The organism is Fulvivirga maritima (genome assembly GCF_021389955.1).
GTDB lineage: Bacteria > Bacteroidota > Bacteroidia > Cytophagales > Cyclobacteriaceae > Fulvivirga > Fulvivirga maritima.
Genome location: NZ_CP089980.1, coordinates 1,459,165 through 1,483,883, shown reverse-complemented (window position 1 = coordinate 1,483,883; position 24,719 = coordinate 1,459,165). Strand labels below are relative to the sequence as shown.

At 38.3% G+C, this 24,719-nt stretch carries 20 protein-coding genes; 9 read left to right on the top strand and 11 right to left on the bottom strand.

What is annotated here, in order from left to right:
- The first annotated feature begins 10 nt into the window (after window positions 1-10).
- From LVD15_RS06200 to LVD15_RS06190, 3 genes are read left to right on the top strand one after another with little or no spacing between them, the layout of a single operon-like run.
- Entirely contained in the window at window positions 11-1,312 is a 1,302-nt protein-coding gene (locus LVD15_RS06200) for an amidohydrolase (RefSeq protein WP_233779437.1), read from the top strand.
- The gene (locus tag LVD15_RS06195; protein ID WP_233779436.1) at window positions 1,312-2,199 is read left to right on the top strand and encodes a 1-aminocyclopropane-1-carboxylate deaminase/D-cysteine desulfhydrase; all 888 of its coding nucleotides are present in this window, start codon (window positions 1,312-1,314) and stop codon (window positions 2,197-2,199) included. Before LVD15_RS06200 ends, LVD15_RS06195 begins: the two co-directional genes overlap by 1 nt.
- Before the next feature lie 38 nt (window positions 2,200-2,237).
- A complete protein-coding gene (locus LVD15_RS06190; RefSeq protein ID WP_233779435.1) occupies window positions 2,238-3,581 on the top strand; it encodes a T9SS type A sorting domain-containing protein in 1,344 nt (447 codons plus the stop codon).
- 12 nt (window positions 3,582-3,593) lie between these two features.
- On the opposite strand, the gene LVD15_RS06185 is transcribed toward LVD15_RS06190, so the two are convergent.
- The gene (locus LVD15_RS06185) at window positions 3,594-4,199 is read right to left on the bottom strand and encodes a DUF2179 domain-containing protein (RefSeq protein ID WP_233779434.1); all 606 of its coding nucleotides are present in this window, start codon (window positions 4,197-4,199) and stop codon (window positions 3,594-3,596) included.
- An 8-nt stretch (window positions 4,200-4,207) separates the two neighbouring features.
- On the bottom strand, window positions 4,208-5,587 hold the full coding sequence (gene radA / locus LVD15_RS06180) for a DNA repair protein RadA (RefSeq protein ID WP_233779433.1): 1,380 nt from the start codon (window positions 5,585-5,587) through the stop codon (window positions 4,208-4,210).
- A gap of 147 nt (window positions 5,588-5,734) precedes the next feature.
- Between radA and LVD15_RS06175 the strand changes: the two genes are divergently transcribed.
- Entirely contained in the window at window positions 5,735-6,481 is a 747-nt protein-coding gene (locus tag LVD15_RS06175) for a DUF3857 domain-containing protein (RefSeq protein WP_233779432.1), read from the top strand.
- Between the two features lie 6 nt (window positions 6,482-6,487).
- On the opposite strand, the gene LVD15_RS06170 is transcribed toward LVD15_RS06175, so the two are convergent.
- The 3 genes from LVD15_RS06170 to LVD15_RS06160 all read right to left on the bottom strand — a co-directional run bounded on the left by LVD15_RS06170 (window position 6,488) and on the right by LVD15_RS06160 (window position 9,919).
- Window positions 6,488-7,027, bottom strand: coding sequence for a hypothetical protein (locus LVD15_RS06170; RefSeq protein ID WP_233779431.1), 540 nt, complete (start codon window positions 7,025-7,027; stop codon window positions 6,488-6,490).
- Window positions 7,028-7,030: 3 nt separating this feature from the next.
- Window positions 7,031-9,466, bottom strand: coding sequence for a bifunctional UDP-N-acetylmuramoyl-tripeptide:D-alanyl-D-alanine ligase/alanine racemase (locus LVD15_RS06165; protein ID WP_233779430.1), 2,436 nt, complete (start codon window positions 9,464-9,466; stop codon window positions 7,031-7,033).
- Window positions 9,467-9,580: 114 nt separating this feature from the next.
- Window positions 9,581-9,919 carry a tRNA-binding protein gene (locus LVD15_RS06160; RefSeq protein WP_233779429.1) on the bottom strand — a complete coding sequence of 113 codons (339 nt, stop codon included), beginning with the start codon at window positions 9,917-9,919 and terminating at the stop codon, window positions 9,581-9,583.
- 133 nt (window positions 9,920-10,052) lie between these two features.
- On the opposite strand from LVD15_RS06160, the gene LVD15_RS06155 reads away from it, so the two are divergent.
- Entirely contained in the window at window positions 10,053-10,466 is a 414-nt protein-coding gene (locus tag LVD15_RS06155) for a hypothetical protein (protein ID WP_233779428.1), read from the top strand.
- 7 nt (window positions 10,467-10,473) lie between these two features.
- On the opposite strand, the gene LVD15_RS06150 is transcribed toward LVD15_RS06155, so the two are convergent.
- The gene (locus LVD15_RS06150; protein WP_233779427.1) at window positions 10,474-11,280 is read right to left on the bottom strand and encodes a 5'-nucleotidase, lipoprotein e(P4) family; all 807 of its coding nucleotides are present in this window, start codon (window positions 11,278-11,280) and stop codon (window positions 10,474-10,476) included.
- A gap of 135 nt (window positions 11,281-11,415) precedes the next feature.
- On the opposite strand from LVD15_RS06150, the gene LVD15_RS06145 reads away from it, so the two are divergent.
- The 3 genes from LVD15_RS06145 (at window position 11,416) to LVD15_RS06135 (ending at window position 15,377) form a co-directional block, all read left to right on the top strand.
- The gene (locus tag LVD15_RS06145) at window positions 11,416-13,842 is read left to right on the top strand and encodes a TonB-dependent receptor (RefSeq protein ID WP_233779426.1); all 2,427 of its coding nucleotides are present in this window, start codon (window positions 11,416-11,418) and stop codon (window positions 13,840-13,842) included.
- Between the two features lie 122 nt (window positions 13,843-13,964).
- Window positions 13,965-14,561, top strand: coding sequence for a hypothetical protein (locus LVD15_RS06140; RefSeq protein WP_233779425.1), 597 nt, complete (start codon window positions 13,965-13,967; stop codon window positions 14,559-14,561).
- A gap of 189 nt (window positions 14,562-14,750) precedes the next feature.
- Window positions 14,751-15,377, top strand: coding sequence for a peroxiredoxin (locus LVD15_RS06135; RefSeq protein WP_233779424.1), 627 nt, complete (start codon window positions 14,751-14,753; stop codon window positions 15,375-15,377).
- A gap of 75 nt (window positions 15,378-15,452) precedes the next feature.
- Here LVD15_RS06135 and LVD15_RS06130 read toward each other — a convergent pair whose 3' ends face one another.
- The 3 genes from LVD15_RS06130 to LVD15_RS06120 form a co-directional block, all read right to left on the bottom strand.
- Window positions 15,453-17,978 carry a M1 family metallopeptidase gene (locus LVD15_RS06130; RefSeq protein ID WP_233779423.1) on the bottom strand — a complete coding sequence of 842 codons (2,526 nt, stop codon included), beginning with the start codon at window positions 17,976-17,978 and terminating at the stop codon, window positions 15,453-15,455.
- Window positions 17,979-18,177: 199 nt separating this feature from the next.
- Window positions 18,178-20,406 (bottom strand): M1 family metallopeptidase, encoded by a 2,229-nt coding sequence (locus LVD15_RS06125; RefSeq protein WP_233779422.1) that lies wholly within the window; start codon window positions 20,404-20,406, stop codon window positions 18,178-18,180.
- Window positions 20,407-20,420: 14 nt separating this feature from the next.
- Window positions 20,421-21,005 (bottom strand): HupE/UreJ family protein, encoded by a 585-nt coding sequence (locus LVD15_RS06120; RefSeq protein WP_233779421.1) that lies wholly within the window; start codon window positions 21,003-21,005, stop codon window positions 20,421-20,423.
- A 65-nt stretch (window positions 21,006-21,070) separates the two neighbouring features.
- On the opposite strand from LVD15_RS06120, the gene LVD15_RS06115 reads away from it, so the two are divergent.
- Complete coding sequence (locus LVD15_RS06115; RefSeq protein WP_233779420.1) at window positions 21,071-21,562, top strand: DUF6702 family protein; 492 nt, start codon at window positions 21,071-21,073, stop codon at window positions 21,560-21,562.
- Window positions 21,563-21,569: 7 nt separating this feature from the next.
- Here LVD15_RS06115 and thpR read toward each other — a convergent pair whose 3' ends face one another.
- Together thpR and LVD15_RS06105 are read right to left on the bottom strand one after the other, a co-directional pair.
- Window positions 21,570-22,121 (bottom strand): RNA 2',3'-cyclic phosphodiesterase, encoded by a 552-nt coding sequence (gene thpR / locus LVD15_RS06110; protein ID WP_233779419.1) that lies wholly within the window; start codon window positions 22,119-22,121, stop codon window positions 21,570-21,572.
- A 323-nt stretch (window positions 22,122-22,444) separates the two neighbouring features.
- Window positions 22,445-24,622 (bottom strand): S9 family peptidase, encoded by a 2,178-nt coding sequence (locus tag LVD15_RS06105; protein WP_233779418.1) that lies wholly within the window; start codon window positions 24,620-24,622, stop codon window positions 22,445-22,447.
- Window positions 24,623-24,719 lie beyond the last annotated feature (97 nt).

Sequence of the window (24,719 nt, the reverse complement as noted above, 5' to 3'; positions counted from 1 at the left end):
TAAACCGAACATGAAAATTACCCTTACCTTATTTCTTGCCTTGTGCTTTTCTATTGCTTTTTCGCAATCATCATTAAACAAATCAGCCATAAGTAAAGCTGAGAATCTGGAGTCTCAGGTTATAGAGTGGCGCCGTTACTTTCATGAGCACCCTGAGCTCTCTAACCGTGAGTTTGAAACATCTAAAAAAATAGCCGAATACCTCACTTCTCTGGGTATGGAGGTAGAAACCGGAGTAGCTAAAACCGGAGTAGTAGGCATTTTGAAAGGGGGTAAACCTGGTCCGGTAGTAGCCCTAAGAGCAGATATTGATGGCCTTCCTGTAACTGAGCGTACTGATGTGCCCTTTGCCTCTAAAGTGACTACAGAATATGAGGGCGTAAAAACCGGAGTGATGCATGCCTGCGGCCATGACACGCACATTTCTATTTTAATGGGAGTAGCTACCGTATTGTCAGAAATTAAAGCTCAGCTGCCTGGTACGGTCAAGTTCATATTTCAGCCAGCAGAAGAAGGGGCTCCTGCCGGAGAAGAAGGAGGTGCTGACCTGATGATAAAAGAGGGCGCGCTCGAAGATCCTAAGCCTGAGGTTATCTTCGGTCTTCACATTAGTGCCGGTACTCCTGTGGGGCAAATTAATTATAAGCCCGGTGGCGCTATGGCTGCCTCTGATCGATTTTCTATAAAAGTAAAAGGGAAGCAAACCCATGGTTCTTCTCCCTGGAATGGGGTAGATCCGGTGGTGGTATCTGCTCAGATTATTAATGGTCTTCAAACTATTATCAGTAGGCAAACCATGCTTACCAAAGAGGCCGCTGTAATTACAGTAGGTAAAATTAATGGTGGTGTCCGTTTTAACATAGTGCCTGAAGAAGTAACCCTGACTGGCACCATTAGAACATTAGACGAGGGTATGCAAAATATGATTCATAACAAGGTGCGGCTTACAGCTACCAAAATAGCAGAAAGCGCCGGAGCTACTGCCGAGGTGACTATCCAAAAAATGGTGCCGGTAACCTATAACGAACCCTCTTTAACAGACATGATGCTGCCTTCATTACAAAGAGCGGCAGGCCAGGAAAATGTGAAGTTGATCAATGCGGTGACTGGTGCTGAAGATTTTTCGTTTTTTCAAGAAAAAATACCAGGATTATACTTCTTTATTGGCGGTCAGCCGTTGGATTCAGATAAACCTGAAGTAACTTTAGGCGGGCATCATACACCCGATTTTTATATTGATGAAAGTGGTTTAATCACTGGCATGAAAGCTATGCTTAATCTTACCATTGATTATATGCAGAAAAAGAAATAATGCTTACAATACACCAAGAGCCTGAAATTAAAGAGATAAGTCATAATTTTTTAGATCATAAAAAGGTAAAGCTTTTTATAAAAAGAGAAGATCTTATTCACCCTTATGTCTCGGGTAATAAGTGGAGAAAGTTAAAGTACAACCTTATTCAGGCAAAAGAAGAAGGCCATGATACTTTACTCACTTTTGGCGGGGCTTATTCTAACCATATTTATGCTACTGCGGCGGCGGCTAAAGAAGTAGGCTTTAAGTCTATAGGAATTATACGCGGAGAGCAGCATTTGCCACTTAATCCTACGCTTAGTTTTGTGAAGGAGCATGGCATGCAAATTTCTTATATGGACAGAAGCACCTATCGATTAAAAAAGACAGAAGAGGTTATACAGCAACTTAGAGATGAGTTTGGTGACTTCTATCTGGTGCCTGAAGGAGGCACTAACAATCTTGCAATAAAAGGGTGTGAAGAAATTGTGGATGATGAGGTGCGGTCTTTTGATTATGTCTGTTCTGCTTCTGGTACTGGCGGCACCATTTCAGGAATTATTGTAGGCATGCAAGGAGCTGGGCAGATGCTTGGCTTTTCAGCTCTTAAAGGAGATTTCTTACAAAAAGAAGTAGGCGACCTTTTGAAGGGCTATGGCGTAGATTATCAAAACTGGAAAGTAAATACTGATTACCATTTTGGAGGCTATGCTAAGATTAACGCTGAGCTAATGTCATTTATACATAGATTTAGAGAAGAGCATAATCTGCCTTTAGACCCTGTGTATACTGGTAAAATGATGTTTGGGCTGTGGGATCTAATAGGTATGGATTACTTCGAGCCAGGTAGTAAAATTCTGGCAGTACATACAGGAGGGCTCCAAGGGCTAAAGGGTTTTGAGTGATCAAAAATATCAGTAAATTTTTATTCAAACTTAACATAATGAAAAAATCACTTTTCTTCTTGCTCGTAATATCTGTTTTTTCTGCAAATAGCCTTTGGGCTACTCACCTTAGGAGTGGAGAGATATCATATGAGTTGATAGATGAAAGTAATTTCACTTATAAAATAACCGTAAAGGCATATAATGATGTCAATTCTGAGGTGAGACTAGGTGATGGCACTCTATACTTTGGTGATGGTACTTCTATGATTTTACCTATGGTAGATACTACCAGATTAAACTCACAAGTAGGCTATTCAGAAAGTTCAGTTACTCACAGCTACGGCGAGCCAGGTAATTATCTTATTCAGTATGCAGAGGCGAATAGAAACCCCAATGTTATCAACATAGGTAATTCGATTAACACAATTCTTTATTTGGAATCATTCATAGCGATAAATGATGAAGTCGTGATGTCAAAAAAGTCGCCTGAATTACTTGCACCCCCCGTTTTTACTGGCCAATATGGGAAAGAGATCAATGTATCTCTTGCGGTGAAAAATGAACAGGATTTGAAAATCCGCTATGAACTGGTGGCTTGTAAGCAGTGGGTGAATATAGAGGTGGAGGATTATTTTATTCCAGAAGGAGTATCTGTTGACCCAATTACAGGTTTGTTTACGTGGTTGCCTTCAGAAGATGATGCTATCGGAGAGTATAACTTTGCTTTAAAAATAGCTCAGTTTGCGTTAGTAGACGGAGAGTATCAGATGGTAGCTTTTGTAGTGCGCGATTTTCAGATTATTTTAAAAGATATAGATGGTGCTGTTAAAATCAACGATGAAGATGTGGAGCCTATTGACAATAATAACGCTTTAGTTTTGGAGCCAAATAATTCTGATTCTTTATATGTTTATGCTACCATGAATAGCGGGGAGGTCAATTTTGAAGTATTTAGTGATCTAGAAAATGTTGAGGCGGAACAACTGAATGATAGTCTTTATCTTGAACTGGAAATGACTGATGAGCTGAGCCGGGTTAACCCATATATAGTCACAGTAAGGGTTACATACCAAGTGGAACCCGATTCTTTGGTGAATGACTTTAACTTCTTGGTGTATAGCCAGCCCACCGAGGAGCCTGATATTGAAATACCTGATACTAATGAACTGATTACAGCTAACGAGGAAAAGTATGAAGTGCCGCTTCCTTACCCCAATCCAGCGAAAGATAAAATATATTTAGATAAGGTATTTTTACCCAAAGAGGTGAAGGTAGTAGATATGAAAGGAAATGTCTATTCTCGAACTATAGTTGATCATATGATAGACATTTCTCATCTTCCTGCCGGAGTATATATTTTAGAATTGGCTAATGATAGATATCAATTCATAAAAGAATAAGGCGTATTGTCATTACTTTCTTCTGATAGAAGTAAGCCAGGAGCCTAGTCCTCTTCTGCTGGGTTTTTCTATTAGCAGTCCTGATTCACTGGCACTTTTTACAGATTCTACCGTGTAAAATGCTTTTGGTAATGACTTTTGCATATAATTTAAGAATTCAGGTAAATTATCACGATTTTGAACGGTAAAGAGCAGTTTTTCTTCTCCTTCATGAGTTTCTGATGATACGATAGAGTATCGGATGTTTTTATCATGAATATAGTCTAGTATAGAGGAGAGATCGGCGGAGGTAATTATTCTTACTACTACCTTGCCTAGGGCTAAGCGCTCTTCTATCAACATTCCTACTAAAATACCACAGGCAAATCCTGCCGGGTAGGCTATGTAAGAATAGATATTGTCTATATGTTGAAAAATTTGACCAATAGCTAAAAGCCAAATAAGTGATTCAAAAAAGCCTAATATGGTAGAAACGGCTTTTTTGCCGCCCATTACGAATATAATTCTTATAGTATTGATGGATACATCACAAATCCTTGCAAAGAAAATCATGAGAGGTAATACTACAATTCTGAAGGTCTCTGAGTCTATTCCCCAATCCGCAAAATAAGTTTCCATAAGCTATATTATCCAAAGAGTTCACTAAAAATATCGTTTATCTTACTGAAAGGTTTAATGGCAATGTTAAATTTTGATTGTTCTGCCCCTTTCATTCCGAATTTCGATATATAAATTTCATCAAAGCCAAGCTTTTCCGCTTCTGCTATTCTACTTTCAATTCTGTTTACGGCTCTTAGCTCACCACCAAGCCCTACTTCCGCAGCAAAGCATACTTTTTCGGGTATAGATATTTCTTCTAATGATGATACTACCGCACAGCACACTGCCAAGTCCATGGCAGGATCTTCTACTTTTATGCCTCCGGCCATATTTAAAAATACATCTTGCAGGCCTAATCTGAAACCACATCGTTTTTCTAATACTGCCAGTAGCATATTTAACCGGCGAGGCTCAAAACCTGTTGAGCTCCTTTGTGGGGTGCCATAGGCCGCCGTGCTTACTAATGATTGTATTTCTATCATTAAAGGTCGGTTGCCTTCTATTGTAGCCCCAATAGTTACACCACTCAGCTCTCCGTCTTTTTGTGATATAAGTATTTCTGATGGGTTGCTCACTTCTCTTAAGCCAGAGCCCAACATTTCATAAATGCCTAGCTCTGAAGTAGAACCGAACCTGTTTTTGGTAGTTCTTAATATGCGGTACGAGAGGTGACGGTCGCCTTCAAATTGAAGTACGGTATCCACCATGTGTTCTAATACCTTGGGGCCGGCTATGGTGCCATCTTTTGTAATATGGCCTACCAAAAATAGTGGTGTATTGGTTTCCTTGGCAAATTTTATCAGCTCCGCTGTACATTGTTTTACCTGAGAAACACTACCAGCGGCAGATTCTACATGAGAAGAGTGCAGTGTTTGGATAGAGTCTAGAATCAGTACATCAGGCTTCAATTCTTCAGCTTGCGAAAAAATGTCCTGAGTATCTGTTTCTGCTAAAATAAAACATTCGTTGGCGCTAGATTCGATATTAGTGATCCTGTCGGCACGCATTTTTATTTGCTGTTCACTTTCTTCACCAGATACATACAGCACTTTGCAGTTAACAGAAAGCGCTATTTGCAGCATCAGTGTAGACTTGCCAATACCAGGTTCGCCCGCAATGAGCACCACAGACCCTGCCACTATACCTCCACCAAGTACACGATTAAGCTCACTGTTTTTAGAGTTAATCCGCTGGTCTTTTTCATGAGTTATCTCCCCTACTTTTTTAGGAGCAGATTTTTGCTGTTTGCTTTTGGTTCTCCATTCATTTTTATCAGTAGATGAGCTGCTTTTAGTTACTTCTTCTACAAAGCTGTTCCAGCTACCGCATGAAGGGCACTTGCCCAGCCACTTAGCTGATTCATACCCGCAATTCTGACAAAAGAATAAGGTTTTAGTTTTGGCCATGCACAAAGATAAAAAAGGTTATCCGGACTTTAGATTAAATCATTCTTAACCTTGATTTCATAAATAATGGTGTGTTTTAGTCAAAAAAGGTATTATATTGTGAAACAATTAAAACTAAATATTTATTAAGTCTTATTTTTTATGTGTTTGGCTAGAATATTCCTACTCCTCTCTGCCATTTTTTCTGTACAGTTGGCTTTCTCTCAAAAAAGCCCTGAAAAGTTTGGCGACATTAGTGTTGAAAACCTGCAAATGACCACAAACCCAATTGACTCGTCAGCTGGAGCCCTGATAATGTTTGATTATGGAGCTACGTCATTTGATCACAATTTTGAAATTAGCATGAGAAATCACGTTAGGATCAAGATTTTTAACAGCTCAGAATTTGACCGTGGAACTATTAAAATTCCTTTTGGCGCAAAAGACAGAGTTGAAAAATTTAAAGCAGCCACTTATAATCTGGTTGATGGAAAGATTGTAGAATCTAAATTTTCAAGAAGAGATGCTTTTATAGAAAATGTTAATGATGACGTAAGTCAGATGCGATTTAGCTTACCTGATATCAAGGAAGGCTCAATTATCGAATATACTTATGATGTAAATTATGGTAGTTGGGGCAGTTTGAATACCTGGTATTTTCAGACTTCTATCCCGGTGCTGTATAGCGAATACGTAGTGTCTTTGCCTGAGTACTTTGACTATAAAAAAGTGCAAACAGGTTTTGTGGCGTTGGCTGATTATGAGCAAAAATTTGAAAATGAACTAATATACTACCGAAAGTTTACTTTAAATAAAGGTATTTATACGCCTGAAGTATATGCTGACTTGGTAGAATTTTATAAACAAGTAAGAGCGGCAGATAAGAAAAAAGCGGTTTTGGTTAATAAAACATAAGCATCATTAATAAATACGGGTAAGCCTATAGTAATCGGAAACGGTTAGTCTAAAGGCTTCCCTTTCTTGTTTTGTAGAAAGAAGCTCCTCGTAACCCCTCTCAGTTTTTATTTTGAACTTATTCCCCTTTAACATGTGCTGATATATGTCGTTAATAAAGGTGAGCATGGCACTTCTGTTAAAAGAACTTAACGTCAGCGTGTCTCCTTGCTGTTCATCTTGGTAAGTAATTACTTCCAGACTATCTTCTAAAGTTAAATTCAGTGGTTCTATCAGTAAAGTGGCTTCATCTTGTAAGTAATTAAATACTATTGCCAAATTAAGCACAGGGTGTGCCGACTCTTTTACGCGATCTTCAAATCGGAAAATATTTAAGTTGGCCGTTTTATTTTCTTCCAGATCATAGTAAGACTGCCGTACATTTTTGAAGAAAATCTCAGTATCATCACCTGTTTTAAAATCAAAATCAGTGAGGTCTACCCCTTTTTCGCTGTCAATATTGCAAGAGGTGATTATCAAAACCAGTATAATAGAGATCCATTTCATGTTTTACTCAGTATAATAGATTCGCTTTACTCTTTGGCTCACATTAGTCAATATTTCATAAGGAATGGTATTGATTTTATCAGCCATTTCTGTAATGGTTACGTGTTCTCCAAAAACCTCTACTTCATCTCCTTCCTGTGCATCAATATTGGTGACATCAATCATAGTCATGTCCATACAAACATTGCCTATTACAGGTGCTTTTTTGCCATTGATCCATACTTCTCCATTGCCATTGCCAAAACCCCGGTTAAAGCCGTCTGCATAGCCTATAGCTATAGTGGCTATTTTCATTTCATGATTCACCTTTCCTTTTCGGCTATAGCCTACCGTCTCTCCCGGATTAACTTTTTTTATTTGAGAAATCATGGTTTTTAATCGGCTGATTGGCAATAGGTGCTGCTGCTCCAGGTTGTTGGTGTCCAGGCCATAAAGTCCTATTCCTAAGCGCACCATGTCAAACTGTAAATCAGGAAAACGAATAATACCCGGTGAATTTAATAAATGAACAATGGGAGCATAACCAAGGCCCTTTTTAATAATATCAGACCAGTCTTTTACTTTTTTCGCCTGCTGATAGGAGAAATCCTTATGTTCTGCTTCATCAGCTCCGGCCAGGTGACTGAAAATACTTTTTACTACCAGGTTAGGATTAGCCTTCAGCAGACTTAATAATTCTTCCAGATCAGGTTTTTCAAAGCCGAGCCTATGCATGCCGGTGTCCAGCTTTAAATGAATTTTTGCCGGACGGCCATCTAAGTAACTAATAAAATTATTGAGGATATTTAAATTATAGATTTCAGGTTCCAGATCATACCTGATGATGGTTTCAAAGCTGTCTTCGCTAGGGTTCATCACCATTATGGGTAGATAAATGCCATTGGTTCTTAAAAACATGCCTTCATCAGCATAGGCCACTCCCAGATAATCAACCCTATGGAACTGCATGAGGTTGGCTATCTCTAAGCTGCCACTGCCATAGGCAAAGGCTTTTACCATTACCATGAGCCGTGTCTCTGGTTTTAAGCGAGATTTATAGAAGTTAAGATTATGAGTGAGCGCGTCCAGGTTAATTTGTAGTTGGGTGCCATGAAGCCTTTCTTCAAGTGCTCGCACCACTTTTTCAAAAGTAAAACTACGTGCTCCTTTTACCAGAATCAGTTCATTTTGTAGTTGACTCAGGTCAAAGTCATTTAAAAAATCAGCTGTATTTTCATAAAAGGAGGAGGGAATATCAAAGCAGCCTTTGTTTTTTGTAATAACGGGGCCTATTCCTATAAATCGTTTTATGTCAGCAGCTTTAAATATGGTATTGATTTGCTGATAAAGCTCTTCTTCATTTAAATCACTTTGCTGTATGTCTGATAATATCACCGTTCTTTTCGGGTGTTGTGTCTGGTGAGACAGAAACTCTACCGCTATGCGTAGGCCAGCCAGGTCATTATTATAGGTATCATCTATTAAAGAAGAGCCATTCAGCGCTTTTTTCATCTCCAGCCGCATAGGGATGGTCTGCAGCTTATCCAGTCCTTTTTGTATGATGTTGAATTCAAAACCCATTAAAGTGAGAAAAGCCACGCAATGCATGCTGTTTTGCAATGCTGCTTCAGAGGCAAATGGAAAATTAAGCACATGATTATGGCCTTTATAGGCTATTTGCATAGAGGTTTGACCCTGTTTGCTTTCTTGGCTAATGATGTGTATATCTGCCTCGGCCGAATGTCCCCAGGTAAACCCTTTATGCTGCAAGGCCTGGTCTATCAGCTTATGATCTTTACAATAAATAACTTGACGAGCATTATCAAAAAGAGAGGCCTTTTCTTTTACTTTTTCTTCTATAGAGGCAAATCCCTGAGCATGAGCTGAACCAATGTTAGTAAAAATGCCAATTTCTGGCTGTATAATGCTTGCCAGCTTTTGCATTTCACCGGTGGTGCTTATGCCGGCTTCAAATATGCCCACTTCGTGGAGGTCATTGATTTGCCATACAGAAAGTGGCACGCCTATTTGTGAGTTATAGCTATGCGGGCTTTTTACTACTTTTTTATAAGAAGCCAACATCTGGTGAAGCCACTCTTTGATAATGGTTTTACCGTTGCTACCGGTTATGCCGACAGATAGTAGCTTATAATTCTCACGATGATGCTGTGCTATTGACTGAAGTGCAGTAATTACATTATCTACTTTCAGAAAATTACTTTCAGGGTATGCTGATACGTCCAGGTCTTTTTCTACTACAAACTGCCGAACGCCCTCTTGATATAAATTTGAGATATAGCTGTGGCCATCATGTCTTTTTCCTGAAATGGCAAAAAACAAGGCGCCTCTGGCATAGAAAGACTTTCGGCTATCTGTTAATAAATATTTTATTTCTGCGGGCCCACTTTCAGATAATATAACTCCCCTGGTGATAGCGGGTAGTTGCTGGAACGTAATCATATGATGTTCTCCAAATTTTTTCTAAAGCTATAGAATCATGATGCTTTAACATATAAAACATAGCTATTTTTGAATGAGAAAATTCAGCAGAACCTATGGTAAAAGGTACGTAAGTTATAAAAGACGAGTACCATTAGGTACAGGCTTGTCTGGCGTGGCTAAAATTACATTGCCATCAGCATCATGAAAACCCGTAACTAGCACCTGAGAAAGTAAGGGGCCTATTTGTTTTTCAGGAAAGTTGACTACACAAATCACTTGTTTGTTAATGAGGGTTTCAGGATCATAGTGATATGTGATTTGGGCACTTGACTTTTTTATACCAATTTCTTCTCCTAAATTAACCCATAGCTTATAGGCGGGCTTCCTGGCCTCGGGGAACTGCTCTGCTTTAATCACCGTTCCTACGCAAATTTGAACCTTTTCGAAATCGCCCCAACTAATTAGATTCATATTGTGTTTTGTTTGAAATACGGTATAATATTAGCCGAATCGTCTAGGATATGCAACATTTTCAAATATTATGCGTATATTTGACATCACTTTTATGCTTCTTATGAAACTAAAGTCGTTCAAAAACTTATTAATGCTTTCAGCAATTTGTGCCTTTGCAACTACTGCTCATGCACAGGAAAGTACGTTTATGTTCGAGGATGGAGGATCGGGTTCTTCTCAAAGTGATCTGATAAATGCTGGTAATGACAGATCATATACTTCAGGAGAAGGCAGGTCATATTCTACACACCACAAAGCGAGTACTTCTTATACTGAAGGCGACAAAGAAAATAACAAGAAAAATCAGGAGATAGAATCTCAGAAGAAGGAATCTGGCAAGAGTAAAGTTTCTTCTAATCGTTTAGATGGTGGCCAGGAAAGCCATCAAAAAAAGGAAACATCTGTATCAGATGATACAAATGAAGATCCTAATTCTGTAATTTCTTTTAATTTCTTACATTACATTATCCAGAAATTTAAATTCTCAGAAATGGTGGATGAATAGGCTCGACCTATTTTTTCAAAGCCTTTTTTCTTCTGATAATTTTTTCTTCACTGGAGATTCCATAATTATTGCCATAAATACTTCCTTCCCATTCACCGTACATGGGGTTTGGCAAAATGATAAAATTATGTAATAACTCTTCTTTGTTTTTCAACAAGATGTTTTTGCCCATATCATTACCGCGGTCAGCATAGAGCTGTGAATAATCTGTGAGGTTATCGCCTATAAAAAGTATGATATGGTAATCACTAGCCACTTTCTGTCTTCTCTCCGTTTTATCGCGGGTACTTGATTTTAACAGTATATGGTTTTGATCTGCATTGGGCAAGTCCAGCATAGTTAGGTTCTGAATGGTGCTTTCCAGCTCCGTCTGTTTGCGGTTAGAGATATAGAATACTTCCACTCCATGTTCTTGAGCATAAACCAGAAAATCCTTAGCTCCGGGTAGTACTTCTGCCCTTACTTCATCAGTCCAGTTTTTCCACGTTTCAGAATTATAGGTTTTGCCCTCTTCTATCAGCTTAGCTTCATAAGGGCTGTTATCTAGTACAGTTTCATCAATATCTAGCACCACTGCTGGTGGCTTTTGAAACTCCATAGTATCTAGTTTCTTGCTTAATAGATATTCAGCATATTGGTAGGCTTGTAGGTAGCAAGCCGTCATCTCGGCAGACTGCTGGTACCACAATACACTATTAGTAAGGTGCTCAGAAAGTTGCTTTTCTGCAGTAGAAAGTTTAGGGGCACAATTGCTGAATAGCATTGAAATGAGAATGATTACCACGTAAATGTGGAGAGGCTTTTTTCTAGTCATAACCTGGAATTTGAAATTTTAACGTGCAATACTAATAGCATTGTGAGGCTTTTTGTTGCTAATAATAAAATAATTTTTAAAACACGGCGCTCTCTAAATTTGATTGTGCAACTTTGTTGCAATTATATTAATGATATGAAAAAGTTAGGCTTAATATTAATTTTCTCTTTGCTGTTGTGTACTGTATATGGTCAAAATAAAGATTGTGCGGCAGATTGTAGTTGCTCTTTTGATGGTGTAATTACCGATGCTCAAACTGGCGAGCCATTGGCTTATGCCTCTGTGCAGGTAGAAGGTACAGAGAAGGGTACGCTTACTGACGAGAATGGCCATTTTGTACTAGAAAAGTTATGTGCTCAAGAATTCGATATTTTGGTTTCATACGTAGGGTATAAAAGTGTAGTCCACCATCATGACCTGTTTCATAAACACATGAATGTGCAGCTTGCCGAAGATGATATGATTCTTGAGAGTGTGGTGGTAGAAGGAGATAAACAGCAGTCTGGGCTGACTACCGCAGCAGAGAGCAAGCTTTCTAAGAAGGAATTAGATTTGGTAAAGAATGAAAGCCTTGGTGATGTGCTCACCAATATTACAGGGGTTTCTACTATGAAGGCGGGTGCTAATATAGTGAAGCCTGTTATTCATGGATTATACGGAAACCGTATACTTATAATCAATAATGGTATTCGTCATGAAGCCCAAACCTGGGGTAGTGATCATGCTCCTGAAATAGATGTAAGCCAGTCAGAAAATGTTACTGTGGTAAAGGGAGCTTCAGCGGTTAAATATGGCCCTGATGCCATGGGTGGTGTTGTGATCTTAGATCCTCCTAAAATGGAGTTACTCACTGGTCATTTACACGGCGAAGCAGGTGTGGAGGCAGGAAGTAATGGGAGATCATTAAGCGGAAATCTTTTATTACAAGAAGGCTACAAAAAATGGGCTTGGATGGCTCAGATATCGGGCAGGCAGCAGGGAGATATGAAGGCTCCTGATTATTACCTCACTAACACGGGGGCTCGTAACCTTAGCTATATGGCAGGAACCCGATACCATCATAAAAAACTAGATTTGGAGTTAAGCTATAGTCATGTAGAACAAGAGTTGGGTGTGCTGCGCGGCTCCGTAGTGGGTAATCTGGCTGATTTGGCCTTGGCAATGGAAAGTGATGAGCCCGCTTATACTAATGATGATTTTAGCTATGATATCAATAACCCCAGACAGGAGGTTCAGCATGATGTGGTTACTGCCAAGGGAGAGTACAATTTTTCTAACAGTATGCTAAAGTTTGAATACGGTTTTCAAGCTAATAGAAGGAAAGAGTTTGATGTCAGGAGATCGAATAATAATGAATTGCCGTCAATAGATTTGGAGCTATTTACACATACTTTAGACGTGGAGTGGTTACACCCAGAAATTAATGGATGGGATGGAAGTATTGGAGGTCAGTGGCTGTATCAGGATAATAACAATGTGCCAGGTACTAATACTGTACAGTTTGTGCCAAATTACAATAACAGTAGATTTGGTTTATACATCACGGAATCCAAGCCGCTGGATCACTTTACCCTTGAGGTAGGTGTTAGGTATGATTATCAACAGGCCAATGTGCGTGGTCGAGGAAATGATAATAGCATTTACAGACAAGACCTGACTTATAATAGTGTTACAGGCCTTATTGGTATAAGCAAGGAGTTAGGGCAATACGGACATTTTAGAACTAGTATAGGATCAGCCTGGAGACCTTCAAACGTAGCGGAACTGTATAGTTTTGGTAAGCATGAAAATGAGGTTGAATATGGTTTTTGGCGTTGGGAGATTAAAAGTGCAGGTGCAGTGGGTACTCGCGACGATGTGGCCGATCAGGATAGCAAACCTATTGATAACGAAACCTCTATTAAGTGGCTGGCTACTTATAATTATAAAACTTCAAGGCATGATTTAGAAATAACGCCTTATGTTAATTACATAGGCAATTATATTTATACACGTCCTGGAGGTATAATTTCTACTGTAAGAGGGCCTTTCCCCTATTTTGTTTATGATCAGACTAATGCCCTGTTTTATGGGCTAGACGCCAGTTATATCCATCATCATAATAAAACATTTTCTTCCCAGGTAAGAGGGGCTTATTTGTATGTAAGAGATGTTAGCAGCGATGCCTATTTTGTAGGCATTCCTTTAAATAAGGTGGGGTATAAATTGAATTTTGAAAAATCTATTCTTGGGTTTGATAATGTAAATGCAAGTATTGAAGGGAATTATATCTTTAAGCAATACAATGCTCCGAAAGTGATAAGTCCTACTGAGATTATTGAGGGCGAAGAGGCTGGGACACCAGTTATAGAAAATAGTAATGATCGATTTGATTTTGCGGCAGCACCTGATGGCTACTTTTTGTTAGATGCTCAAGTGAATGTAACTATGGGTAAGTTAATCCTTGGTCTTAGAGGTAAGAATCTGTTTAATACTAGCTATAGAGATTATACCAATAGCATGCGCTATTATGCTGATGACCCCGGTATAAATGTGCTTTTTTCTGCTAAGTATAAATTTTAACATATCTTAAATTAAGGCAACTTAAATATTTATTAAACCTTTCACGCAAAATAAATGCATCGTTGTTGCAAATGCTATATATTTGCATTGAGAATTTATTAGAAACGAAAATGCAGCAACACATGAAATTTTTACGAATTACAATTCCTGTTTTATTATTATTCACAGTGCTTTTCACTTCATGTAGTGATGATGATGTGCCTGAAGCAGAAAACGAGGAAGAAGTGATTAATAAGATTACACTCACATTTACTCCTGCTCAGGGAGGTGATGTAGTAACGGCTACTTATCTTGACCCTGATGGAGAAGGTACTGAGCCGGCTACACAAGAGGATATTGTACTACAAGCTAATACTGAGTATGAATTAACAATGTCTTTAAAGAATACTGTGGGTGATGAAAATGAAGAAATCACTGACGAAATAAACGAAGAAAGTGACGCACATATGTTTTTCTTCGGATTTACTGAAGGTTTATTTACTGACCCTCAAGGTACTGGAAATATAGGAGCTGGAAATAGAAATAATGATGTTAACTACGAGGATGTTGATGTAAACGCACTTCCTGTAGGGTTAATCACTAGCTGGACCACCGGTGATGCAGCATCAGGAGACTTCCGCATTGTGCTTAAGCACCAGCCAAATTTAAAGTCTCAGTCTACCACTACTGAAGATGGATTGTCTGATGTAGATCTTACCTGGAATATAGAAGTAGAATAATTTAAAATAAACGGTTTAGGTTTAATCGCCAGAACAGGCTCTTTCTCTTAGTAGAAGGGCCTGTTTTTTGTTTTTATTCAGATTATTTAAAAAAAGCCAACTATCAAAAATCTCATACGTTAAAGAGTAGTAACCTTTGATTATCAAAGGAAAAAAGGATTTGGAAACTTAAATCAAAAATTTAAAATCATGGCAGATTTAAAATTGGGCGATATAGCCCCTGATTTTACCGCTGAAACTACTGAAGGTACCATTAGCTATCATGAATGGTTAGGAGACTCTTGGGGAGTGTTATTTTCTCACCCTGCAGACTTTACGCCAGTGTGTACTACTGAGCTGGGTACTGCTGCTAAATATAAGCCTGAGTTTGATAAGAGAAATGTGAAGATGATGGCTATCAGTGTAGATGATATAGACTCTCACCATGAGTGGGTTAAGGATATTAATGAAACACAAAATTGTGTGATGAATTTCCCTATCATAGCTGACCCTAATAAGGAAATAGCTAATCTTTATGGTATGATGCACCCTAATGCATCTGATAAGGCTACAGTAAGATCAGTATTTATAGTAGGTCCGGATAAGAAAATTAAGCTTTTGCTTACTTACCCTGCATCTACTGGTAGAAATTTTGACGAATTATTAAGAGTGATTGACAGCTTACAGCTTACTGCTAATCAGCAGCTGGCTACTCCTGCTAACTGGAATAAAGGAGATAAAGCAGTGATTTCACCTTCTGTATCTGATGAAGAGGCAGATAAAAGATTCCCTGGTTATGAAAAAGTGAAACCATACTTGAGATTAACCGACGTTTAATTTAATTGAATCGAATGAAAAAAGGCTGCTTCACGGTATGTAAGGCAGCCTTTTTTATATGTAAAAACTAAAACGTTATCGCGTTCCAATTACGTCAAAATCTCCATATGATCCTAGTGTCATTGTACCATTAAATTGGTCTCCTTCCACTATTACCTGGCTTTCCGCCATAAATGTACCTGAAGATGCTTCGAAGCTAAACTTTAGCACATTTCCTTCTAAGGATACAGAAGTAAGCTCTCTTTTTTCTGAATTGCCTTCAGTAGTTACTGTACCAGAATATTTGTTTCTCTTTTTCTTAATAGCAATAGTTCCGGTAGTTTTTCCCTGAGGCATATCTATAGTTAAATTCCATTCACCTTCTACATCTACTTTGGCATCTGCATCTATTTTGCTCTTAAACTGCTCAAATTTTGAAAGTGAAGGCTCTCTTGGGAATATATTATCTTCAGTGTTAGTATCTCCTGTTTTTTCTTCAGGGTCAACTACTATGTCAGTAACTTCTTTATCGAAAGCAAAAACTTTAGTCACTTCCTGCTCATTCATTCTCCATATTTCTGCAGGAATAGTTTCTGTGGTAGATGTGCCGTCTTTAAAGGTAAACTTCACAATTAGAGGAGAAACTAAACCTCCTTCGTTTTCAAATTTTAACTGATAAAAGTTCTTATCAGCAAACTTCTTTATTACAGCTTTGTCGTCAATTTTATTTTGAAATTCACCGTAATATCTTGGGTCAGTTTCAATAAGTGAGAAAGGTTCAGGCCCTTTGCTGAAGTCCATGGCACCATTACTACCAGACTGCAGATCCGCTTCGCTAACAGATTTGCCTTTGTTTTCTACATCGCCACTTTCATTTCTCATCTTAAACCATTTCACATCGCTCAGGTTCACGTCTACATGATCTACAGAATAGAACCATCCTCTCCAAAACCAGTCAAGGTCTACAGCAGAGGCGTCTTCCATGGTACGGAAGAAATCAGCTGGTTTAGGGTGTTTAAACATCCATCTGTTAGAATATTCTTTGAAGGCTGCATCGAAAAGCTCAGGGCCCATTACTACTTCTCTAAGTACTGTTAAAGCCGCAGATGGTTTACCATAGGCGTTATAGCCAAATTGCTTTACCTGCTCAGAGTTAGTCATGATAGGGGTAATATATTTGGTATCACCTTTCATGTATCTGATTACGCCTTTTGGAGTTCCCCAGTCAAGATCTAGGTCAGGATAACGCTCGCGCTTAGTTTCTTTTTCCAGGAAGGTGTTAAGACCTTCATCCATCCATGTCCACTGGCGCTCATCAGAGTTCACGATCATAGGGAAATAGTTGTGCCCTACTTCGTGTACTATTACGCTAACGGTACCATCTAATAATCTTGGTGAAATAGTGCCATCAACAGGTCTGCCATAGTTAAAGCAGATCATAGGATATTCCATTCCCTGATTAGCAGCATTCACAGAAATGGCTACCGGGTAAGGGTAGTCAAAAGTTCTTTCGCTGTATATTTCAAGTGTGTTTTTAATGGCCTTAGTAGACTCATCAGCCCAAAGCGGATTTCCTTCTTTAGGATAGAAAGACATAGCCAATGGCGTAGTGGTTGGTAGTTTCACTGCCTGAGCATCCCAAATGTATTTTCTTGATGATGCAAAGGCAAAGTCTCTTACATTATCAGCTTTGAAAGACCATGTCTTGGTTTTGCTGGCCTTAGTTTTTTCGTTCGCTTTGGCTTCATCTTCAGTAACTATAAACACAGGTTTGTCATAGGTCTTTTTAGCCTTTTCAAAACGCTCCATTTGTGTTTTAGAAAGCACTTGCTTGGCATTTTGTAATACACCTGTAGCAGCTACTATATGATCTTCTGGCACAGTAATGTTTACTTCGAAATCTCCAAAGGTCAGGGCAAACTCACCACGGCCAATGAATTGTTTGTTTTGCCAGCCTTCATAGTCATCATAAACGGCCATTCTAGGGTACCACTGTGCACATGTGTAGGCGTAGTTATCATCTTCAGGGAAGTACTCATAACCACCTCTTCCTCCTATAATCATGCGGTCATAAATGTTGTAAGACCAATCGATTTTGAAAGTATAGCTATCACCAGATTTTAAAGGTTCAGGCAGGTTTACTTTCATCATAGTACGGTTGATGACATAGTCAAGGTCTTTGCCGCTTTCACTTTTAACGGCTTTTATTTTATAACCCCCTTCATAACCAGAAGCATCAGTTCCCATTTGAGATTGGAAGAACTTGGCAGGCAAAGAGTCTCTTACAGTGCCAGTGCTGGTGGCATCGTCTAAGTTATCTTTTGCTCTAACATTCTGATCTAGCTGTACCCAAAGATAGCTCAGCACATCAGGAGAATTATTATGATATTTAATAGTTTCAGAACCTGTTAGTTCCTGGGTTTTGTCATTAATGGTTACATCAATAGAGTAATCTGCTTGCTGTTGCCAATACTTTACTCCCGGTGCTCCGGATCCTGTTCTGTACACGTTAGGAGTAGGCAATTGTTGGCCTAGTTGTTCAAACTTTTGTCCCCAATCTTCCTGAGCCCAGGAAGTACTCCAGGCTGCAATAGCCATTACAGTGAGTAGAATCTTTCTCATATAATTAAGTCTGGTTAAAATTTCACGGTGTAGTATACAAAGCTAGTTAATTTTTTTTGTGGATAAGTATTGAAATTACAATAAGGACCCTGGGAGTGGGCTTAAGGGTGAATTTCACTTTTAGAAGGTGGTGTTATACCCATAAATAAAAAAAGCCACTCAGAATGGAGTGGCTTTCAAACGAATATAATGTAACTTCTTATTTGCCTTCTTTCTCTTGGAACTGGTCAAATTTAGAAGTAGACTCTTCTCTAGGGAAGTAGTTATCTTCTACATCAGTATCTGCTGTTTCCAAGTTAGGATCAAGCGTGATGTTAGTTACTTCTTTATCAAAAGCGAATACTTTAGTAGCAAACTGCTCATTCATTCTCCAGATTTCAGCTGGTATTTTTTCAATGGTTTTGCTGCCATCTTTGAAAGTGAATTCCACTATAACAGGCATTACAAGTCCACCTTTGTTTTGGAATTTCACCTGATAGAAATTCTTGTCAGCAAACTTGGCCATAACCGCCTTGTCATCTATTTTATTTTGGAACTCTCCGTAGTAACGAGGATCAGTCTCTATTAAAGAAAAAGGCTCGGGACCATTACTGAAATCCATAGCATTTTCTGAAGCTTCTTTTTCAGCTAAATCACCTTTTTTAACCTTTTTGCCTTTGTTTTCAACTTGAGCCTTTTCATCTCTCATGGTAAACCACTTCACCTCATCAATAGAAATATCTACATGGTCTACAGAGTAGAACCAACCTCTCCAATACCAGTCCAGGTCTATAGCAGAGGCATCTTCCATAGTTCTGAAGAAGTCAGCAGGCTTAGGGTGTTTAAATGCCCATCGGGTAGCATACTCTTTAAAAGCAGCGTCGAAAAGTTCAGGGCCCATTACCGTCTCTCTCAAGATATTTAAGGCAGTAGCTGGTTTAGCATAAGCATTGTTTCCAAACTGTACTATCTGCTCTGAGTTAGTCATGATAGGTCTGATGTATTTAGTATCGCCTTTCATGTAATCAACTATGTTAGCAGCAGGACCTCTTCTTGAAGGGAACTCATCATAAGTTTCCTGTTCTGTTCTGTATTGAACGAAAGTGTTTAATCCTTCATCCATCCAGGTCCACTGTCTCTCGTCAGAGTTAATGATCATAGGGAAGAAGTTATGGCCCACTTCGTGGATGATCACACCAATCATTCTATATTTTAATCGATCACTATAAGTACCATCAGGGTTAGGTCTACCAAAGTTGAAGCAGATCATTGGGTACTCCATACCTATAGAAGCCGCATGTACTGAAATGGCTTTAGGATAAGGATAATCGATAGTATATTTTGAGTATGTCTCTAGCGTGTTTTTAACCGCTTTAGTTGATTCTTTTTCCCAAAGAGGATTACCTTCTTTAGGGTAGTAAGACATAGCTAAAGGAGTTTTATCTCCTATTTTAACTGCCTGAGCATCCCAAATGAATTTTCTTGAAGTTGCAAAAGCAAAATCTCTTACATTATCAGCATGGTAGTACCAAGTGGCTTTTTTGCTAGACTTTGTTTTTTCTCTGGCTTCTGCTTCTGCCTGAGTAGCGATGATTACCGGGCTATCAAAAGACTTTTTAGCTTGCTCAAATCTTTTTTGCTGATCTTTAGTAAGTACATCTTTTGGGTTTTGAAGCGTACCTGTAGAGGCTACAATATGATCAGCAGGAACAGTAATTTTAACATCAAAATCACCGAAGGTAAGAGCGAACTCACCTCTGCCTAAAAATTGCTTGTTTTGCCATCCTTCATAGTCATCATAAACGGCCATTCTAGGATAAAACTGAGCGATAGTATATAAGTAGTTATCATCTTCAGGGAAGTATTCTAAACCACTACGACCACCATCTTCCATACGGTCATTAATGTTGTAGCTCCAGTCAATTCCGAAAGTATAAGACTCGCCTGATTTTAATTTTTCAGGTAGATCCACTCTCATCATAGTTTTATTGATGATGTATTTCAGATCTTTTCCTGAATCATCTTTTACTGATTTAATTTTGAAACCACCATCATAATCAGTCATGCCTAAGCCCTGAGCGGCAAATTTAGCAGGAAGAGAATCTCTAAGGTTAAACTGACCTACTTTTAAAGTATTAGTGCCTTGTTCTCTTACATTCTGATCTAGCTGTACCCACAGGTAGCTAAGGGCATCAGGTGAATTATTGATATAAGTAATTTTTTCTTTACCGGTAATGCTTTGGTTTTGATCATTAAGCTCTACCTCTATGTCATAATTGGCTTGCTGTTGCCAATAAGCATTTCCCGGAGCACCAGAGCCGGTTCGGTATTCATTAGGAGTGGGTAGCTCCGTGCCGAGCTGTTCAAATTTGCCTTGCCATGGTTTATCCTGCGCAAAGGATGCCTGGCAAGCAAATAGTGTAATTAAACCAAGTGCTAGTTTCCTCATTCTTATTTTTTTAGTTACCAAAATTTTGTTTCAAACATGAGCATAAGTGCTATGCCAGCTACAGCTGATGATATGACGATGCGCCAGTCTCGTCGCTGAACGCCTATAAGATCTACGAATATAAAACTAATTAGTAGAAAAATTGCAACTACTATTATTTGGCCTACTTCCAAACCGATGTTAAAGGCAAATAGCTGTGATACAATGTTTTTATTTTGACCTAAAAGGCTTTTTAGATAATTCGAAAAACCAAGTCCATGTATTAGTCCAAAGAATAATGCTAATATGTAATTGGTTTGTATAAGCTTGGTAGAGAACATCCTTTCTTTTTTGAGAATGTTGCTCATAGCAGTTAGAAAAATAGTGACAGGAATTAAAAATTCTATTACTGCACTATTAAAATTAACTATGTTTAATGTGGAGAGTGCCAGCGTAATGGAGTGACCAATAGTAAATGCTGTTACCAGAACTAAAATGCGTTTCCAATCGTGTAATAGATATATGGCACATAAGGCAATAACAAATAGGATGTGATCATAGCCATTAATGTCCAGGATGTGTTCAAGGCCTAATTCGAAATATAATTGAAATTGGGTCATATTGATTTTATTATAAGGGGCAAGTTTAGGCTATATTTGTCCAAATTGATAAAACATTTATATCAATGTTAAAGTATTTCATGTTAGTGGTTGTGTTTTTTGGCAGTGAATGGTTTCACCCTATGCACGTGAGTGTTTGTGAAATCAATTTCAACCAAAAAAATCATAGCCTGGAGTTTACGCACCATATTTTTATTGATGATTGGGAAAAGTCTTTCAGGCAATCATTAAAAGAGCCTTTTTTAGATATTACTAATCCTGGAAAAGGAAGAAAAACAGATGATTTATTAGAAGAATACCTCAAAAATCGCTTCAAAGTAACGGTTAATGGTAAAGAGGTATTACCTAAATACCTGGGGCATGAAGTGGAGAATGATGCTATCTATTGCTATTTGCAACTAGACGGTGTCGATCAATTAAAGTCTGTAAGGGTTTTTAACAGTATACTCACCGAAGTGTATGATGACCAAGTTAATCTGGTGCATGTAGAGCAAGGTGATGATATAAAAAGCATGAAGTTTACTTCTGAAAGCAAAATAGACGAGCTTAAGTTTTAGACTTGCCTTATTGCTTAAGATCAAAAGCCTGATAAACATCCCAGTGTTTTCCGTTATGCTTTAGTAAATGGAAATCACTTACTTGGAAGTTAGCATTATATTTCTTGTCTTTAAATTCAGGCCAGGCTTCCATAAATTTCGCTTTTTTTAAATCACGAAAGGCCACAGTAAGGTGAGGGTGATATCCTCTGTTTTTATAGTCTGCATTAAATATATTCAGCTCTCTTTTCATTACTGACTGTAGATTTTTATATAATAGGCTCAGCCCTTCCGGTTTATTGAGTGCCATATAGATTACACGAGGTTCGAAAGCTCCAAAACCATCCATCTCTAATTCAAATTTTTGAGAGGTAGAGGCCAATTGCTCTAAGGCTTCTATTATTCGATTTTCCTTTTCTTCTTTCCACTTAAAAGGCATGTGTAAAGTGATATGCGGAGGCGATTTTAAGGCCGCTTTAGAATTATAGTTATCACTGAAGTATTCTTTCCACTGCTGCGCATCTTCTTTAATAGGACTGGGCGGTATTAGGGCTATGAAATATAAAGCGGGATCTTTCATATAAAAAAAGGGCTGTTTCAAAAGTAACAAAAAACTCTTTCTTGCTGTGAGGTCTTCCGTTCACTGAAGCATTTCATATAAATGAACTACCACTAAGAACTTGAGAAAAGCCTTCTTTTCAAACCACTGTCACCTCACAACTGTACAGCAAGATGAAACCACAGCCGAGTCACGCTGAGCCGTGTCGAAGTGTAGACGATCGGTACTGATTCATGATTTAATTAGATCTCAATTGTTCTGACTTTTCACACAACTGTCATTGGTAGTAACCCAATGTGACATTCATTGAGTCACTACTTTTGAGACAGCCCTTTAAGATAAGTTTAAAGGTTTTCTATTATCCAGTTAGTCATCATAGTAAATAAGTGAGGGCGAGCGCTATCTTTATAAATACCATGTGTTCTGTCAGGATAGTAAAATGAGTCAAACTGCTTTCCATGATGTATCAATGCGTTTTGCAGAGCCACCGAGTTCTGGAAATGCACATTGTCATCACCTGTACCATGAATAAGCAGGAAGTTGCCTTTAAGCTGATCTGCATAAGTGGTAGGAGAATTATCATCATAACCAGAGGCATTATTTTGTGGAGTATCCATATACCTTTCTGTATAAATGGTGTCATAAAATCTCCAATTAGTTACCGGTGCCACAGCTATTGCCGCTTTAAATACATCGGCCCCCTTTAAAATGGCTAATGAGCTCATATAACCACCATAACTCCAGCCCCAAATACCTATTCTATCGGCATCTATGTAAGTCTGCGTACCTAAAAATTTGGCTGCTTCTATATGATCTTCTACCTCATATTTACCTAGTTGTTTATAGGTGATTTTTTTGAAATCAGCTCCACGGCCACCTGTTCCTCGTGTATCAATCACGGCTACTATATAGCCTTTTTGAGTTAACATCTGGTGCCAGTAATATTGACCGCCACCCCATGAGTTAAATACATTTTGAGAACCTGGCCCACTGTATTGATAGATAAGAATGGGATATTGCTTATTTGGATCAAAACCTTCTGGTTTAAGCATGTAGCCATTTAGCTCTGTTCCATCTACTGTTTTAAAGGTGAAAAACTCTTTTTCCTGAAGGTTATATTCTTTTGCTGTTTCGCTTAGTGCTGCATTATCTTCCAGCACTTTTATCTTTTTATTTCCTTTGGTTTGGTACAAAGTCACTTTCAGAGGATCAGTAGCACTAGAGTAATAATCTATATAATATTGCTGATCATTACTCATATTAATGTTATGCACACCTTGTTGCTCAGTAAGCTTTTGCTTGCCTTTACCATTAATACCCACAGAGTAGAAGTATTTCTCTAGTGGAGAACCTTCATTTGAAGTATAATAGATAGTAGCTTTCTTCCCTTTTTCTTCAACTCCTGCTATTGATAAAGCTTCCCATTCACCATTCGTGATTTGGTTAATCAATTTTCCATCAGTATTATACAGGTATAAGTGCTTATAGCCTGATTTTTCGCTGGCCCAGATGAACCTTTCTCCATCTTTTAGGTAATACAGCTCGTCAATAAAATCAATATCTATGTAAGTGTCATATTTTTCGGAGAGCACTTCTTTTACTTCTCCGTTATTCATATTTACATGAAGTAAATCAATTTTATTTTGAAGCCTGTTGAGTCTTATTAATGCCAGTGTTTGAGCTTTTTCGGTAGGTTTTATTCTTGCTATATAAAATTCTTTATCATCTCCTTGAAGTTCAACCTGGGTTAACGCTTTGTTTTTAAGCGTGAAAATTTGTGCTGTAACTTTACTGTTATCTTCTCCTGCTTTTGGGTATTTGAAACGATAATCTTCAGGGTAGAGCTGTCCGTTATGCCATACTTGCATATTGTATTCTCTTACTCCGCTTTCATCAAAAGTCAGAAAGAAGATTTGTTCTCCATTTCCAGACCATTCAAATGCCTTAGTGAAGGAGAGTTCTTCTTCATAAACCCAATCTGTGCTGCCGTTAATAATATGATTAAATTCGCCATCTGAGGTGATTTGCACTTCACTCATATCAGCAAGGTTCACATAAAAGAGATTATTATCACGTGTGAATGCTACTTTGGAGCCATCTGGAGAAAATGAAGCATATGATTGCTTACCGTTTTCTGATAGTTTTACCAGTTTTTTGGTTTCCATATCATAAACATAGAATTCGGCTTTGTAAGATCTTCTATAGATGCTTTCCCGCTCAGTCATCAGCAATATTTTATCCATGCCTTGGCTAAAAGTATAACCTCTGAAGTTAATGGATGGACTCAGGTCATCTCCATTGAGTATGGTAGCAACCTTTTCTCCGGTGGTAACATCATATTTTACTATGTCATTACCTTCCTGGGCGCTGTAGTAGCGGCCATCGTTCATCCAGTTAATACCATAGACACTCTTCTGAGAGAAAGTGCCTTTTTCAAATATATCAGAAACAGTTATTTCTTTTTGGGCAAATGCGATATTCATAAAAAGTAGAGCAATAAAAGCTAGTGTAATTTTTTTCATGGTTATCTTATAGGTTATTGGTCAGCGAATTTAACAAAAGCTACTGAGTAGATCGGTACCTTTTATATAAGGAAATAAAAAAGTCCCGATCGGTGAG

What these genes read in the sequence shown, in the direction of transcription:
- LVD15_RS06145 (WP_233779426.1), top strand. Translation starts at nt 11,416, where the DNA reads ATGAAAAAGTTAGGCTTAATATTAATTTTCTCTTTGCTGTTGTGTACT.
- LVD15_RS06105 (WP_233779418.1), bottom strand. Translation starts at nt 24,622, where the DNA reads ATGAAAAAAATTACACTAGCTTTTATTGCTCTACTTTTTATGAATATC.
- thpR (WP_233779419.1), bottom strand. Translation starts at nt 22,121, where the DNA reads ATGAAAGATCCCGCTTTATATTTCATAGCCCTAATACCGCCCAGTCCT.
- LVD15_RS06185 (WP_233779434.1), bottom strand. Translation starts at nt 4,199, where the DNA reads ATGGAAACTTATTTTGCGGATTGGGGAATAGACTCAGAGACCTTCAGA.
- LVD15_RS06130 (WP_233779423.1), bottom strand. Translation starts at nt 17,978, where the DNA reads ATGAGAAAGATTCTACTCACTGTAATGGCTATTGCAGCCTGGAGTACT.
- LVD15_RS06160 (WP_233779429.1), bottom strand. Translation starts at nt 9,919, where the DNA reads ATGAATCTAATTAGTTGGGGCGATTTCGAAAAGGTTCAAATTTGCGTA.
- LVD15_RS06125 (WP_233779422.1), bottom strand. Translation starts at nt 20,406, where the DNA reads ATGAGGAAACTAGCACTTGGTTTAATTACACTATTTGCTTGCCAGGCA.
- LVD15_RS06170 (WP_233779431.1), bottom strand. Translation starts at nt 7,027, where the DNA reads ATGAAATGGATCTCTATTATACTGGTTTTGATAATCACCTCTTGCAAT.
- LVD15_RS06190 (WP_233779435.1), top strand. Translation starts at nt 2,238, where the DNA reads ATGAAAAAATCACTTTTCTTCTTGCTCGTAATATCTGTTTTTTCTGCA.
- LVD15_RS06135 (WP_233779424.1), top strand. Translation starts at nt 14,751, where the DNA reads ATGGCAGATTTAAAATTGGGCGATATAGCCCCTGATTTTACCGCTGAA.
- LVD15_RS06140 (WP_233779425.1), top strand. Translation starts at nt 13,965, where the DNA reads ATGAAATTTTTACGAATTACAATTCCTGTTTTATTATTATTCACAGTG.
- LVD15_RS06150 (WP_233779427.1), bottom strand. Translation starts at nt 11,280, where the DNA reads ATGACTAGAAAAAAGCCTCTCCACATTTACGTGGTAATCATTCTCATT.
- LVD15_RS06195 (WP_233779436.1), top strand. Translation starts at nt 1,312, where the DNA reads ATGCTTACAATACACCAAGAGCCTGAAATTAAAGAGATAAGTCATAAT.
- LVD15_RS06115 (WP_233779420.1), top strand. Translation starts at nt 21,071, where the DNA reads ATGTTAAAGTATTTCATGTTAGTGGTTGTGTTTTTTGGCAGTGAATGG.
- LVD15_RS06155 (WP_233779428.1), top strand. Translation starts at nt 10,053, where the DNA reads ATGCTTTCAGCAATTTGTGCCTTTGCAACTACTGCTCATGCACAGGAA.
- LVD15_RS06200 (WP_233779437.1), top strand. Translation starts at nt 11, where the DNA reads ATGAAAATTACCCTTACCTTATTTCTTGCCTTGTGCTTTTCTATTGCT.
- radA (WP_233779433.1), bottom strand. Translation starts at nt 5,587, where the DNA reads ATGGCCAAAACTAAAACCTTATTCTTTTGTCAGAATTGCGGGTATGAA.
- LVD15_RS06120 (WP_233779421.1), bottom strand. Translation starts at nt 21,005, where the DNA reads ATGACCCAATTTCAATTATATTTCGAATTAGGCCTTGAACACATCCTG.
- LVD15_RS06165 (WP_233779430.1), bottom strand. Translation starts at nt 9,466, where the DNA reads ATGATTACGTTCCAGCAACTACCCGCTATCACCAGGGGAGTTATATTA.